General features: G+C 62.6%; 12 protein-coding genes and 1 pseudogene. 6 read left to right on the top strand and 7 right to left on the bottom strand.

Going from position 1 to position 13211, the window contains the following annotated elements; all coding sequences use genetic code 11:
* A pseudogene (locus KAY22_RS17565) lies at positions 1-118 on the top strand (antitoxin Xre/MbcA/ParS toxin-binding domain-containing protein); the annotation flags it as partial.
* On the top strand, positions 118-801 hold the full coding sequence (locus KAY22_RS17560; RefSeq protein ID WP_296624593.1) for an RES family NAD+ phosphorylase: 684 nt from the start codon (positions 118-120) through the stop codon (positions 799-801). The pseudogene KAY22_RS17565 and the gene KAY22_RS17560, both read left to right, overlap by 1 nt.
* 30 nt (positions 802-831) lie before the next feature.
* Here the strand turns inward: KAY22_RS17560 and KAY22_RS17555 are convergent, their stop codons facing one another.
* The 4 genes from KAY22_RS17555 to KAY22_RS17540 form a co-directional block, all read right to left on the bottom strand.
* Positions 832-1182: a hypothetical protein gene (locus KAY22_RS17555; RefSeq protein ID WP_296624592.1), complete on the bottom strand. Its 351-nt coding sequence runs from the start codon at positions 1180-1182 to the stop codon at positions 832-834.
* A 63-nt stretch (positions 1183-1245) separates the two neighbouring features.
* Complete coding sequence (locus tag KAY22_RS17550; RefSeq protein ID WP_296624595.1) at positions 1246-2259, bottom strand: ParB/RepB/Spo0J family partition protein; 1014 nt, start codon at positions 2257-2259, stop codon at positions 1246-1248.
* A gap of 47 nt (positions 2260-2306) precedes the next feature.
* Positions 2307-3509 (bottom strand): AAA family ATPase, encoded by a 1203-nt coding sequence (locus tag KAY22_RS17545; RefSeq protein ID WP_066970044.1) that lies wholly within the window; start codon positions 3507-3509, stop codon positions 2307-2309.
* Positions 3510-3704: 195 nt separating this feature from the next.
* Positions 3705-4793 carry a replication initiation protein gene (locus KAY22_RS17540; RefSeq protein ID WP_296624594.1) on the bottom strand — a complete coding sequence of 363 codons (1089 nt, stop codon included), beginning with the start codon at positions 4791-4793 and terminating at the stop codon, positions 3705-3707.
* A 665-nt stretch (positions 4794-5458) separates the two neighbouring features.
* Here KAY22_RS17540 and KAY22_RS17535 point away from each other — a divergent pair.
* From KAY22_RS17535 to KAY22_RS17525, 3 genes are all read left to right on the top strand, one after another.
* The gene (locus KAY22_RS17535) at positions 5459-5785 is read left to right on the top strand and encodes a single-stranded DNA-binding protein (protein WP_296624591.1); all 327 of its coding nucleotides are present in this window, start codon (positions 5459-5461) and stop codon (positions 5783-5785) included.
* A 61-nt stretch (positions 5786-5846) separates the two neighbouring features.
* The gene (locus KAY22_RS17530; RefSeq protein WP_296624590.1) at positions 5847-6713 is read left to right on the top strand and encodes a toprim domain-containing protein; all 867 of its coding nucleotides are present in this window, start codon (positions 5847-5849) and stop codon (positions 6711-6713) included.
* 66 nt (positions 6714-6779) lie between these two features.
* On the top strand, positions 6780-8975 hold the full coding sequence (locus KAY22_RS17525; protein WP_296624589.1) for a strawberry notch-like NTP hydrolase domain-containing protein: 2196 nt from the start codon (positions 6780-6782) through the stop codon (positions 8973-8975).
* 44 nt (positions 8976-9019) lie between these two features.
* Here KAY22_RS17525 and KAY22_RS17520 read toward each other — a convergent pair whose 3' ends face one another.
* Genes KAY22_RS17520 through KAY22_RS17510 form a run of 3 tightly spaced genes read right to left on the bottom strand, consistent with a single transcriptional unit; the run spans position 9020 to position 12605 of the window.
* The gene (locus KAY22_RS17520; RefSeq protein WP_009823939.1) at positions 9020-10024 is read right to left on the bottom strand and encodes a site-specific integrase; all 1005 of its coding nucleotides are present in this window, start codon (positions 10022-10024) and stop codon (positions 9020-9022) included.
* Positions 10021-11376 (bottom strand): tyrosine-type recombinase/integrase, encoded by a 1356-nt coding sequence (locus KAY22_RS17515; protein WP_009823940.1) that lies wholly within the window; start codon positions 11374-11376, stop codon positions 10021-10023. Before KAY22_RS17515 ends, KAY22_RS17520 begins: the two co-directional genes overlap by 4 nt.
* Positions 11373-12605 carry a site-specific integrase gene (locus tag KAY22_RS17510; protein WP_007015824.1) on the bottom strand — a complete coding sequence of 411 codons (1233 nt, stop codon included), beginning with the start codon at positions 12603-12605 and terminating at the stop codon, positions 11373-11375. Before KAY22_RS17510 ends, KAY22_RS17515 begins: the two co-directional genes overlap by 4 nt.
* Positions 12606-12807: 202 nt before the next feature.
* Between KAY22_RS17510 and KAY22_RS17505 the strand changes: the two genes are divergently transcribed.
* Entirely contained in the window at positions 12808-13062 is a 255-nt protein-coding gene (locus KAY22_RS17505) for a methylase (protein WP_366514102.1), read from the top strand.
* The last annotated feature ends 149 nt before the right edge of the window (positions 13063-13211 follow it).

Here is a 13211-nt window from a genome sequence, read left to right as displayed (position 1 = left end):
ACGCAAACCCAATGAGGCGCCGCTGTTCGCCGGACGCCCGGCGATCGAGCGGATGGCCTCGGGCAATGTCGCCGATCTCTACGTGGTGCGCCAATATATCGACGCGCAGCGCGGCTGATGGATGCCATTGCGACGACGCAAGTGCGGTGGCAACCGTGCTATCGGATCGTCGCAAGCCGGTTCCCGCCCATATCGCTGTTTGAAGACGTCGCGGATCCGGCCGATTTAGAAGCGGTTTATGCGATCGAGGCGATGACCAACGACCGGCTTCGCGACGAGATCGGGGACCTCGCGCTCGTCCCACCGGAGGACCGCGTATCAGGACCCGGGACGTCGGCGATCATGGCAGCGTTCACCCACCTAAATCCAGATGGCAGCCGTTTCTGTGACGGCAGTTTCGGGTTGTTCTATGCTGCCAACACCATCGAGACTGCGGTTGCCGAGACGAGCCATCACCGAACCCGCTTCATGGTGTACACCCACGAACCGGCGCAGGAACTCGACATGCGCGTCTACGCGGTCGACTTGGACGCCATGCTCCACGATATTCGCGGCCTGCGCGATGAACGCCCTGCCCTCTACGCCCCGGACAGCTATGCCGTCGGTCAGGCGCTTGGCCGACACCTGCGTGAGCAAGGTTCGGATGGCATCGTATACCAAAGTGTGCGCGACGCCGACGGCGAGTGCGCCGCGGTATTCCGCCCTCGCCTACTCGCCAACTGCCGACAGGAGCGGCACCTGTGCTACGTTTGGGATGGCCGGGCGATTGTCACCGTCTACGAGAAGAAGACATTCGCCTAAAGGTCCTCTTTCGGCCTCGAGAGACGCCTGTCAGGAATAGACCCGGACAGCCATACGATCGAGATCTTCCATGACGATATCGATATCGCCATTCGCAACCAATTCCGCAGCCGTTTTCCCAACTCCAGAAAGGGGTTGGTGCTTGAACCAGATAACCGCCTTGCCTTCTTCGCCTGCAAGTTCTGCCGCTCGCGTTATAACTCGGGCTATTTCCTCCAGTTTAGTCTGCACGGTCGGGGCCGAGGGATACAGAGTCATGGCCTTACGATCCAGGCGAGCAACGCGCGCCAAATGTGCCATGGAGAAGCGCAGGCGCTCCGCCAGACGACGGGGCGCGATGATCTCATTCTCGCGAATGTCATCCTGGAAGGCTGCAGTCATGGGCAGTCCATATTCAACATGTGAAGACAAAACTCTCACATCTCAGAGCCACTGAAGCTTGTCCTAGCTCCAATGCTGATTGAGCAGCGCTTTCAACGCGGCCTCCGCTTCAGCCCGCGTACCACCGGCATGCGGGAGCAAGGTCAGTTTGAGCCCCTTGCGATCCACCGCCTCCACTTTCAGCAATGGTTTCCCCCCTTCGGACACGATTGTTTCTGGCTTTCCTGACTTCTTGGGGGATCCTGACCTCTTGGGGGGATCGGCGGCCAGCGCGAGAGCGCGTATGATATCGGGAACCGGCATCGGTGCTGCGCGGTCGGACTGCACCTGAGCGAGACGTCCCGCCTCGGCGAACACACGCTGCCGCCGGTCCTCCGGTTTCAAGAGAGGCTTAATCGCGGTGACATGCTTGATCCTGAGATCCTGTGGGATGGCAAAGGCCGCCATCAGTTCTGCCGGCAGTCGGGCAAGGTCGAGATAGCGGCTGAGCCAGCTTTCCGTGACGTTGATCCGCTCGGCCATGACCTTCTGGCGCCCTTCATAATAGGCGTCGAGCGCGCGCAGATAATCGCGCGCGCGCTCCAGATCGGTAAGGTCGTCGCGCGCCCGATTTTCCAGGTCCGCAAGCCGGAAAGCCTCTTCGTCGGTAAGGCTGCGGATATCGACGAGAAAGCGGAAATCCGGATAGTTGTGGGCGCGCAGCCAACTGATCGTCCAATGCCGGCGCGCGCCGCAAATCACCTCGAAATCGAAGGCAGGGTCGTCCTTCACGCGGCGAACGATGGCGGGCATTTCCTGTTTACCCTGCGCCTTGATGCTCTCGATGAGATCGGCGCACCGCTCCTCGTTAAGCAGCGCATATTCGCGGTTATGGCCGACCCACATACGGCAGCGTGCCGGATCAACGAGTTCATGGGTGCGTGAGACGACACTGCCCGTCGCCAATTCGGCAAGCCGGCTTTCCCGGCCCGCCAGCACGCTCGCACCGATGCCAGGGCGCCGCGCCGCGGGGGCTTGCGCCACCGGGTCGATTCCGGCGACCAGATCAGCCGCGAAGTTGGCGTTCTTCTTGCTCATCATCCAGCCCTTCTACCCGGAATTGCACCGGTGCAATTTTGCTCGCATCAGGCGAGTCCCTCCTTGCGAAGCCGCGTCAAATGGCTCGGCCACATCGACCGAATGTCGACCTCAATTTCGCTGTTCACGCCGTCAAGATAGGCAAGGCAGCGGTTGCGCACCGCCGAACTGGTGACCGGACCGTCCAACTCATAAACGGTCATGAGGCGCGCCGTTGCATTATCGATTTCAGCCGAATCCTTGAGCGGCGTACGGACGATCGCGTGACCGAAAAGGGTCCGCATCAGGTTCAGCAGTTCCTTCTGCATCGACTTGTTCTCATCGACCTTGGAGGCAACGAAGCGCAGGAACTGCAGCGACGGTGCCAAGCCGCGATCGGCCAGCGTCTCGATGGTCTCGTCGAGCATGGCGAGGAAGGCCGCAGTCGACGAGAAGTCCATCACCGTCGGCGGAACCGGCACCACAAGCGCATTGGCTGCACGCAGCACCGAAAGCGAGATCGCGCCAAGCGCTGGTGGCGGATCGAGAACCACCACATCGAACCGATCGGCAATGCTCGCGATGCCTTGCGCCATGCGGTCGATCAGGTTCCCCTGCCCCCGCGCCATGCGCGCTGCGATTTCATATTCCGACTGGAACAGCCGCAGATTGGCCGGGACAAGCTCCAGACCGTCGAAGTGGGTCTTGCGCAAGGCATAGTCGAGCGACTCCATGTCGTCGTGCCGCAGGAACGGATAGAGCGTGTCCTCCTCGGTCAGGTCGAGGTCGGGCACATAGCCGAAGAGCGTCGTTGCCGACGCCTGGCTGTCGCAATCGATGAGAGCCACCCGATAGCCCTTGATCGCGAGATATTGAGCCAGGTGCACCGACAGAGTCGATTTCCCCACCCCGCCCTTGAAGTTCTGCACCGCGATTACGCAACAGGGATCGGTTGCAGCCCGCCAGGGCCGGGTGCCGAACAGTCCGCGCATGTCGTTGAGCTGCGCCAGGGTATAGCCGACACGCCGATTATTCTCGGTTCGCGGAGGCGGCGGCAAGCGGCCGTCCTTCTCGGCCTCGCGAATGGCCGCCGCGGTTCGGCCGACCAGTTCCGCGGCCTTGCCAATCGGGAACGTCGGCTCGCGCCGCTCGTCCGCCCGGGCACTACGCGCGGAGTCGCGGAGCCGCTCGAGAACAGAGCTGGTCCGTTGTGCGAGCGTTGAGACGGACAGCAGGTCCTGCGTACCTTCGATATCGAGTGATGCAGCCAAGAGAGGCCCCCTTGCGAAACTGAAGGGGGCATAGCTCAATTTGCACTTTTAGGTCAATCAAAGGCTTATTTTCGCAAGTCGCCCTGGGAGGACAGGGTGATTTGGCCGCAATCGGCGCCGCGGACCTCTGCCCACACCTGTAACCTGACCTCTTGGGGGCCGTTCACCCCGAAATTGCACCGGTGCAATTTCGGCTCAGGGACGTCCGCGCCGCGCCAGGAAGCTCTCGCAAAAGCCGGTCCAGGACGCGGTCAGCTTGGCGCCCTTGAGCTTCGCCAGCCTCTCGCCCATCTGCTCGCGATAGGCATCGGCAATGAGATCGATGTCCCAACCGCCGCCCGCCGAGCGCGCGATCGCGGCCAGCGTGTCGGAGCCAAAGCGGATCGTGCCGTTCGGGAAGGTTACCTCCCCTGCCCCAGCCTTCTCCGTCGACACCAATGCCGCCACAGCGGCCTTCGCCACCGCCTCGACGGCCACGGTCTCGACATCGCCCTCGCGCCTGGCCTTCCGCCCCGCCGAGTGACGGCCGATCTCATCCACGGTCGCGATCTGGGCCGGGGCATCCTTGGGCTCAAAGCGGAATTCGATTTCAGTGACGGTTCTGCCCTGGCGGATCTCCCGCCATTCCACGCGAAAATGGGCGAGCTGATCTATTTCGGCCTTCGCCTTTTCGAGAACCTTGCGGCGCAGCTGCGCGAAGTCCTTGTAGACGTCCGGCGCGATGCCGAGCAGCGCACGCAGAGCCGTCATGTCGCCCTTCCAGAGCGACTGACGCCTATGCAGCCTCAGCGCCCCGATCTCATACAACTTGAGCGCATAGGTTGAACGAAAGCCGAGCACCGCCTGCCGATTCAGGACCGCATAGGTCTCCGATTCTTGGATCAGTTTTCGGGCCTCGGGCGTGAACTCCCACTCTATCCACCCGGCGTCCGCGCCCTCCTCGTCTTCCGCTTCTTCGCGCGATGACGAGATAAGCGAAAAACGCAACGTCGCCTTCTTGCCTCGCCAGGACTTGTCATCGACCGCGAAAAGCGTGCGATGCAGTTCCTCGAGCATATCCGAGATGCGCTCATTGCCTTTGTGGCCGCGGCGAATATCCGCCTTTCGCATTTTGTGCGGGCGGTCCTCCCAGGCATCACCGCCCGCCGTCAAAATCATCAGCGCGAGCAGGCGCGAGGCCGTCAGGCTAAGCGACTGGCCTTTGACGAACTTGACCTCGACGATGCTGCCTGGCTTAGCGAACTCGTCACCGCCCTTTGCCTGCAGGGCGGCAGCCACCCGCATCGCCCGCCCCGGAGAAGCATCATCACCGGTGGGAGAGGGCGTTATAGCGGGGTCTAGGGCTTGCTCGTCATCCATGCCATGAAGTCTGTACCGATTCGTCCGGCGTGGAAGAAAATCTGCCTGACCTGTCCTCTTGCGTCAAGTCAGGGCAGGATAGACGGCGGTTTCGGCCCCCAAGAGGTCAGGATAGAATTTCGCCCCGCAGCGGCAAACACGAGGAAGTGTGCCGAGTCGCGTTTCAAGGCGCCCTTACGCACGCAAACGGCCGCGCACAGGCCGAAGAAAGTCCCTGACCAGCGACATGACGGACGAATCGCCCCCAGGCGAGGCTGGCCCCCATGCGGTCAGGAAGGCCCCAACCGGTCAGCTTGCATCCCCCGTCCGGTCAGGGAAACGCCCCCGGAAGGACAGGCAAAATCCCCCGTCCGGTCAGGATAAGCTTGTTCAAACCCGCAGAAATGCAGCGCTTTCTGCCCCGCGAATCTGAATCCTTTTGAATCGGAAAAGCTTCCGCTGCGAGCAGCGGCGTTTTGATTCTTTTATTTTGAGAAAGAGATTGGCGCTGCGTCTGAAACAATCGTTCAATCCCCCTGCCTGGAGGGATACGCGAAGTCAGCCGTCCACGATAGGATTCCTGGTCAAATGACGTCGCCAATGGAGGGTGCATGATCAACTTCGCTAAATTCGAGATCATCGGCCGGATCGGCGAAATTGACGCGCGGCCAAAAGTCACCCTGCTGTCGGTCTGTGCGAATTATCGCCGCAAGGGTGACGATAACGAATGGCAGGAAGACAGTCACTGGAACCGCGTGAGCGTTTTCAGCGAGGGCCAGCGGAAACATATCGCCGACCGAGCCCAAGTCGGGGATCTCGTGCGCATAGCCGGGCGGCTCAAGGACAGCTCCTATGAGCGCGACGGCGCGACGCACTACACAACCGATCGCATCGTCGAGGAATTCGGCATCCTCGCACCCAAAGGCACGCCTGGCTGAAAAACGGGGGAGGGGAGGGCGCAACCGGCGGCGGCGCTCCACCACTTCCGAGGACTAGTCGATGCCCATAGCTGCTCCCCATCGCGCCAAAGCCATTGTTGAAGCCCTCGGCGGGACCTGGCGCGGTACGCGCGGCGAATGCCGTTGCCCGGCACATGACGATCATGGTCCCAGCCTGTCAGTACGGCTCGGCGAGCGGGCGATCCTCTTCCACTGCTTTGCCGGCTGCGACACGCGCGACGTTCTCGCTGCTCTGCGCCGGCGCAAACTTCACGATGCGGAGCCGCTCACCATGCCGCGCCCGAAGGCGGTCGCAGACCATCGCGCTCTGGCACTTCGGCTATGGAAGGCGAGCCAACCCATAGCCGGCTCTCCCGCAGCCGATTATCTCGCCGCACGCGGTCTTGCTCCTCCCTATCCGCGTTGCCTGCGCTACAATCCTCGCACCATCGTCGGGGCGGGTGACCGGCGCCGGTTCTTTCCGGCGATGATCGCTGCGGTTGAGAGCGATCTGGGCGTCGTGGCCGTCCAGCGGACCTGCCTCGATCTCGCCGACATCCTGCACAAACCCTTGCCAAAACCGAAGATTGCCCTTGGCCTTCTCGGCGACGCGGCCATTCGTCTGGCGCCGGCCGACGAGGAGCTTGGCCTTGCCGAAGGCATCGAGGACGCCCTTTCAGCAATGGCCTGGTTCGGAACGCCGACCTGGGCGCTGGGCGGGGTCGAACGCCTTGGCCTTGTCGCCATCCCCGAACGGGTCAAGCGTATCATCGTCTATGGCGATCGCGGTGCCGCCGCTGCCGCCATGCTCAAAAAAGCCCGCCCGCATCTCACAGCCAATGGACGCGAACTGGTGCTTCGGCTGCCGGAACGGCATGCGGACTGGAATGATGCTTGGCGTGTCCGCCAGGCCGCCGAGGCGGCCTGAGAGGGGAGGGGGCCTTCAGACTGATGACCTGGCGCTGATGCCAGGTGTCAGACCTGGAGATGCCCCATGGCCACACAACCCCTCGCGCTCACGCTGCTGCTCGATGATCCCGCCCGTATCGCTGCTCAAGGCATAGCCGGTCGGCTGTCCGAAGGCCGTCCGGTTGCACGTAACGACCTCCTTGCCGAAATGGCCTCGGCCTTCGGTGGATCGAGCGCCGATGGCTTATGGTCATTGCGCGACGCTTACGATGTGCTCGAACTCGCGCAGGTCCTCCATCTGAAGAACGCGACGCTCCCGGCAGATGCGAATGCGCGGCTCGCCCAACTGATCGCCATGACGGCGGCGCTTCCCACGCAAAGCGTGCGTAGCGAAACGCAAGTCGCGTTCCAGCAATTCTCGACGCCGGCGCCGATCGGCTTCCTTGCCGCCAGGGCAGCCGCGATCACCGCCCGCGATATCGTGCTCGAGCCCTCGGCCGGGACCGGCCTCCTGGCCGTACACGCCCATCTTGCCGGTGCTCGCCTTCTTCTCAATGAGATCGATGCCTGGCGCGCGCGTTTGCTGCGTCACGCTTTTCCCGAAGGCAGGCTGAGCACTCATGATGGCGAACTGATCGACGATATGCTCGATCCGCAACTGGTGCCGAGCGTCGTGCTCATCAATCCGCCCTTCTCGCGAAGCCAGGGGCGGGCGCGCGATCGCCATGCCGCGCTTCGCCACTTGCGCTCCGCGCTGTTGCGGCTTGCTCCAGGCGGGCGCTGCGCTGTTATTCTCCCCGACCGCATCGAGACTGGGGACGCGGATTGGCAGCACGCCACCGCGGGCGCGCATCCCCGTCTGCATCTCGACCTGCCGCCCAATGCCTATGCCAAGCACGGCACCGGCCAGGCAGTCCAGCTCATATTCCTCGAAAAGGGCGGGGCAGGGGGCTCGGTCCCGCGCCAGACCTGCACGACGCTCGGCGCTGCGCTTGCGACCATCGATGCGATGGCGACCCCATGCGCGCCGCAGCCGCAGCCGATCTCCCGCCCCAGCGGATTGTTCCGGGGCCTCGCGCGGCGGACCCGCCCCGTCAGCTCGCGTGTGGCGGTGACCCTGCCCACGACCCGCGCGGTCGCCTATCACCGTCTCGATGAGCCCGCGCCCACGGGCGAACCGCAAGGGATTTACCTGCCCTATCGGCCGAGCCGTCTGCTGATTGCCGATGCCCGTGAGCACCCAAGCGCGCTGGTCGAATCGCAGGCAATGGGATCGATTGCGGCACCCCCGGTCGCGTATGAACCCGTGCTGCCGGCCAGGATCTTGGACGACGGCCTGCTCTCGGACGCGCAGCTCGAAACGCTGATCTACGCTGGCGCGGCGTTCGAGCGCGATTTTCCCGGCCGGTTCGTATCCAGCGAGGAGGGTCTTTCGCTGTCGCCGGCAGAGGCCGGCAACGCCTATCGGACCGGCTTTTTCCTTGGCGATGGCACGGGTGCCGGCAAGGGACGGCAGGTGGCCGGCGTCATCCTCGACCAGTGGTTGCGCGGCAACCGCCGCCATCTCTGGATCTCCAAGAGCGAGACGCTGATCGAAGACGCTCGCCGCGACTGGTCGGCGCTTGGCGGCTTGCCGCTCGACATCCAGCATCTCAACCAGTGGAAGCTCGGCACCCCGATCGCGCTGGGCGATGGGATCCTCTTCCTGACCTATGCTACCCTGCGCTCCAACCGCGGTGACAGGGGCACGCGGCTGCGCCAGCTGATCGAATGGATGGGTGAGGATTTCAGCGGCGTCATCGTCTTCGACGAGGCGCATGAGATGGCCGGGGTGGCCGGTGGCGAGGGCCGGTTCGGCGCCACGAAAGGGTCGGAACAGGGCATCGCCGGCGTCCGCCTGCAAAATCTCGCTCCGCGCGCCCGGATTCTCTACGCCTCGGCGACAGGCGCCTCGGACGTCAACAACCTCGCTTATGCGACACGCCTCGGATTGTGGGGACCGCACACGGCCTTCGCCGATCGGCGAGCCTTCGTGGAATCGCTGCGCCGCGGCGGCATCGCGGCCATGGAGCTGATCGCCCGCGACCTCAAGGCGCAGGGCCTCTACGTCGCGCGGGCGCTCAGCTTCGCTGGCGTTGAATATGACATCCTCGAGCATCGGCTGAGCGAAGAGCAGATCGCCGTCTACGATGCCTATGCCGATGCCTGGGCCGTCTTATGCGCAGCTCGCCATAAGATTGCTTATCGCGAGGAAGCGGTAATGCGGAGGAACGCGGCGTAGTCCTGCAAAGCTGCGGAACATTTCGCCACGTCCTTCACATTATTCTATAGGGTGTCGAGCCATCCCATCAGATTGGCATCTCGCTTCCACGAAGGTGGCACGTTGCTCGCCGCCGGGGCGCCAACCTGTTCCAGCGCCTTTCGTTTGGTCTCCAGATTGGCCTGAGCATAGTGATTGGTCGTATCGAGACTGACGTGCCCGAGCCAACTGCGGATGACGGTGATATCGACCCCGGCGGCAACGAGGTGGACGGCGGTCGCGTGCCGGAAGCTGTGAGGCGTAACGTGTTTTGACTGGAGGGTCAGCGTCGATTTCGCGGCTTGTTCCACGTAGGCGTTGAGCTTGAACCGCACCCCTGACGCCCCTAGCGGTTCACCGTATCGATTGACGAAGATCCGCTCATCGGGCGCACGCGGCTGTCGCTCCAGTAGCTTCCTGAGCAATGCCACGGTTTCTGGCCAGAGCGGGCAGATGCGTTCCTTGCGCCCCTTGCCGTAAAGACGCACGAAGTTCGGTGCATCGAACCGGATTGCTTCGGGACAGAGGTCAAGCGCCTCTTGGATTCGCGCGCCACTGTTATAGAGGAACGAGAGCAGTACATGGTCGCGCAGCCCTTCGAGTGTCGATCGGTTGGGCTGGGCGAGGATGGCCTCGACCTCCTCGGGCTCGAGGTAGCACGGCGCGGAGGTGGGCTCCCGCTTCAACGGAACAGCCAGGACCTCTGAGCACTGCGCGATGTATTCCGGATTCTTGTCCGCCACGAAGCTGAAGAAGCTGCGGATGGCGGCCAGTCGGCAGTTCCGCGTGCCGATCGTGGTCTTGCGGCCATGCTCGGTATGATGAAGGAACGCGCGCACCTCGCCGGCCGAGACGTCGGTGAGCGTCAGCCGCGCGACCCCGCAGCCTTTTCGCTCCGCGACGAACCGAAGCAGCAGCCGCCAGGTGTCGCGATAAGAGCGGATCGTGTGGATTGACGCGCTGCGCTGCTCGGCCAGCCACTCCTGGAAGAACGCCCGCAACAACGCGGGCAATGGATTGCCTTTCCTCATGGCCGCGCCTCCGTGACAAGGCACGGGGCGCCGAGCGCGCGGAACCGTTCACTGGCTTCCTGCAACAGATCCTGCGTGACGGTGATGTAGACCAGCGTGGAGTGGAGATCCCGGTGCCCCATGTAGGTCGAGAGGAAGTGCAGTTTTTCCTGAGGGTTAATGCCGGACCGGTACCACTGGAGGATGCGGTTCACCACCATCGAGTGACGAAGGTCATGGACCCGCGGCCCGGTCCGGCCCGAAGCGGGCTTGAGCCCAGCACGGCGCATGACGTTGGTAATCATTGTCGTAACCGCCTCGGGCCTGTAGCGGTCATTTAAGTGGGCATGCCAGAACAGCCCTGATTTCGGGTTCTGTGGGCCGCCAGCGCGCCGCCTCGCATCGATGTACGCGCGCAGTTCGACCGCGACACTGTCGGATAGAGGCAAGATCCTGGTCTTGTAGAACTTCGTTTCCCGGATCGTGATCGTGCTTGATTGCAGGTCCACGTCACCAAGATCGAGCCATGCCAGCTCGCTTCGCCGTAGCCCGGCACAATAGGCCAGCATGATCATGGTGTAGAGGGTCAACGGCCGCAGCGGAGCGTCCGGCGACGGATAAGTCCGTGCGGTATCGAGCATACGCCGAACGTCAGCCGGGCTGAAGATATGCGGTTGCCGATGCTCCCGCGCTACTTCCCGCTCTGGCCGGGGATTGAAGCGCTTTGGCGGGATAGTCGGATCGAGGCGGAACCGCGCCTTGGTCAGGATGCGCGCCAGCTTCTGGCATTCAGCCGCGTGGTTGCGGGTCGGCTTGGCAGCCGCCCAGCTCGCAATCATTGCCTCAAGTGGTTGCTCCGCGAGGTCGGGACGGGCCTGAAGGAACCGATCGAACCGCAGCAGCCAGTGAGCCTGCGCTTCATATTGATATCCCCGGCTGCGCATCAGCATGACATGGTCTTGCATGAAGTCACCCAGCACGCTGCCGAAGGGCGCAGGCCGTCGTAACGCGGCCAAGGATTCGTCGGGATTCGGGGAAGCCAAGGCCCGCCAGATCGGCTTGCTTTGCTTGACGTTGTACCGACGGCGAAGTGCAGCAACAGGGTTGTCGGCGATCAGCCCGATTTCGACGAGGTGGTCGAGGAAGCGGTCGACAATGCAGACCTGATTGAGCAGCGTCGACAATCGCCAACGTTTTTGCATCTCCTTCAGCCAGGCGTCGAGCATCTGCCGGTCCACCGCCGGATGCCGGCGGGCAACATCTTCGAAGGTGCAAAGGAACCAGCGATATGTCGGTACGCTTCCCGGCCGGAACTGCGATTTTACCAGGAAGGCGTCGACGACGGTGCGATCGGGATCGTGCCAGGCGCTCATGACAGCACCTCCATTCCAGGCACCTCGAGTGCCACGGCTCGGAGATCATCTGTTGCCAGTTTGAGATAAGTATTGGTGGATTCGGTGGATCGATGCCCGAGCACGTCGCCGATGATCTTTTGCGGGACCGATGCCCGCAGCATTTCGACCGCACGTGCGTGGCGGAAGACATGCGGCCCCCGCTTTCCTGCTGGCACTACGCCTGCGGCGGCCAACCGACCGCGGATCATGCCGTACAGGTTCGTCATTGCGATATAGGGTGCGCAGGATCGGACGAAGATTTCCCGCACTTCAACCTGGGGCCGCCCAAGGCGCAGATAATCCAGCAGCGCTTCACCAACAGTCACCATTAGCGGCATGTACGAGTACGCGTTGGTCTTGGTGTGGCAGATCCGGAGGGATTCTGCGCGCCAGTCCACGTCATCGAGCCGAAGGCGGCATATCTCACCTTCGCGCAGCCCATACGTGGCAAGCAGCTGAAGTATCGCATAATCGCGTAGTCCGCGTGGCGATCTGTCCTCCTGCGTTGTCGCCAGAACCGCGGCGATTTGGCTCCTTTCCAGCGTCGACGGCACATCTTCGTAGGCATAGAGCATGGGGCCGATGATGTGTGGCGTCAGATCGGTCGGGATGCGACCCGTCCGATGCAGATGGCGAACCACCGAACGGAGACGCTCAGCGACATCGGCCAATGATTTGCGCCGTAAACCAGGCGCGCGCATGTCCATGTAGAGATCGATGTCCACGATGCTCAACGTTTCGAGGCTGGCGGCACCGGCCCGGTCGAACTGCCATCGCAGGAAGTTTCGCGCCTCCCACATCAGCGCCGCAATGGACGCGCTTGCCAAACCGCGCTCCTCGCGCAGCCATGCCTCGTATTCGCGGCAAATTTCATGTCGATGCTCGTCATCGGGACCGATCATTTCTGCGTCCGGGGGCCAATTGCCTTGAGCAAGCCGGAGGAGCTTGGCGATCGCGGTGCGGGGCAACATGTGCCAACGCGCACTGGGAGGCCGACCGTACTGGATCTCAAAATCCTGAACCGCATAGCCAAAATACTGATCGACCTGCTGCGGCGTCACAGTCTCGACCTGTATATCGCACTCGGCCAGATAATCGAGAAACGCGCGGGCGTAGAGACGGTGGTTCGCCACGACCACGGGATTGTAATTCTGTGTGGTGAGCGAATTCGAGAGTTCGGTGATCAACTCGTCATGCAACTTCAACATGATTGCCTCCTCAGCTGGTCCAGGGACCGCCGAGGTTCGCAACCAATATAATGCGCAGCAACTGCGCACACTATCATGGGAATTCGCCGGTTACGCCGCGCTCCTCCGCATTACCGCTTCCTCGCGATAAGCAATCATTCACCGCGGTCTGGAAAAAGCCCTCGAACTCACCGGCGTCGTGGATGCTGCCGAGGGCAAGACCCTGAACTCCGGCGCCAAGGCCGCAGCGCGCTCACGGTTCGAGGGATGCAAGCAACGCTTTTTCGGCGCACTCCTCCTGTCGTCGAAGCTGCCGACCGTCATCGCCGCGATCGAACAGCATCTTGCCGCAGATCAATCCGTCGTGTTGCAGCTGGTGACGACGGCCGAAGCCATCCTCGACCGCCGCCTCGGCGAACTCTCGGCCGATGAGCGCGCGGATCTCGACATCGATCTTTCGCCCCGCGAATATGTCTAATGTGGAGCTCCACATTAGACATATTCTTTGCAGTCGCAGTTTATGTCGAGCGTGGCGGCGAGAGACGCAGGTTTCCTTCGGTTTTCCATGATTTCACTCCAGATAATATGCGGGTTAGAGGGAGTGTTCGAAGACGGGTCAGGCCCGCC

It is taken from the genome of Rhizorhabdus sp. (genome assembly GCF_018006725.1).
Lineage (GTDB): Bacteria > Pseudomonadota > Alphaproteobacteria > Sphingomonadales > Sphingomonadaceae > Rhizorhabdus.
Note: the sequence above shows the minus strand (reverse complement) of the source record. Positions and strands in the feature narration are given on the sequence as shown.

Coding starts and splice junctions, on each gene's coding strand:
- KAY22_RS17560 (WP_296624593.1), top strand. CDS start 118: ATGGATGCCATTGCGACGACGCAAGTGCGGTGGCAACCGTGCTATCGG.
- KAY22_RS17555 (WP_296624592.1), bottom strand. CDS start 1,182: ATGACTGCAGCCTTCCAGGATGACATTCGCGAGAATGAGATCATCGCG.
- KAY22_RS17550 (WP_296624595.1), bottom strand. CDS start 2,259: ATGAGCAAGAAGAACGCCAACTTCGCGGCTGATCTGGTCGCCGGAATC.
- KAY22_RS17540 (WP_296624594.1), bottom strand. CDS start 4,793: ATGCGGGTGGCTGCCGCCCTGCAGGCAAAGGGCGGTGACGAGTTCGCT.
- KAY22_RS17535 (WP_296624591.1), top strand. CDS start 5,459: ATGATCAACTTCGCTAAATTCGAGATCATCGGCCGGATCGGCGAAATT.
- KAY22_RS17530 (WP_296624590.1), top strand. CDS start 5,847: ATGCCCATAGCTGCTCCCCATCGCGCCAAAGCCATTGTTGAAGCCCTC.
- KAY22_RS17525 (WP_296624589.1), top strand. CDS start 6,780: ATGGCCACACAACCCCTCGCGCTCACGCTGCTGCTCGATGATCCCGCC.
- KAY22_RS17520 (WP_009823939.1), bottom strand. CDS start 10,024: ATGAGGAAAGGCAATCCATTGCCCGCGTTGTTGCGGGCGTTCTTCCAG.
- KAY22_RS17515 (WP_009823940.1), bottom strand. CDS start 11,376: ATGAGCGCCTGGCACGATCCCGATCGCACCGTCGTCGACGCCTTCCTG.
- KAY22_RS17510 (WP_007015824.1), bottom strand. CDS start 12,605: ATGTTGAAGTTGCATGACGAGTTGATCACCGAACTCTCGAATTCGCTC.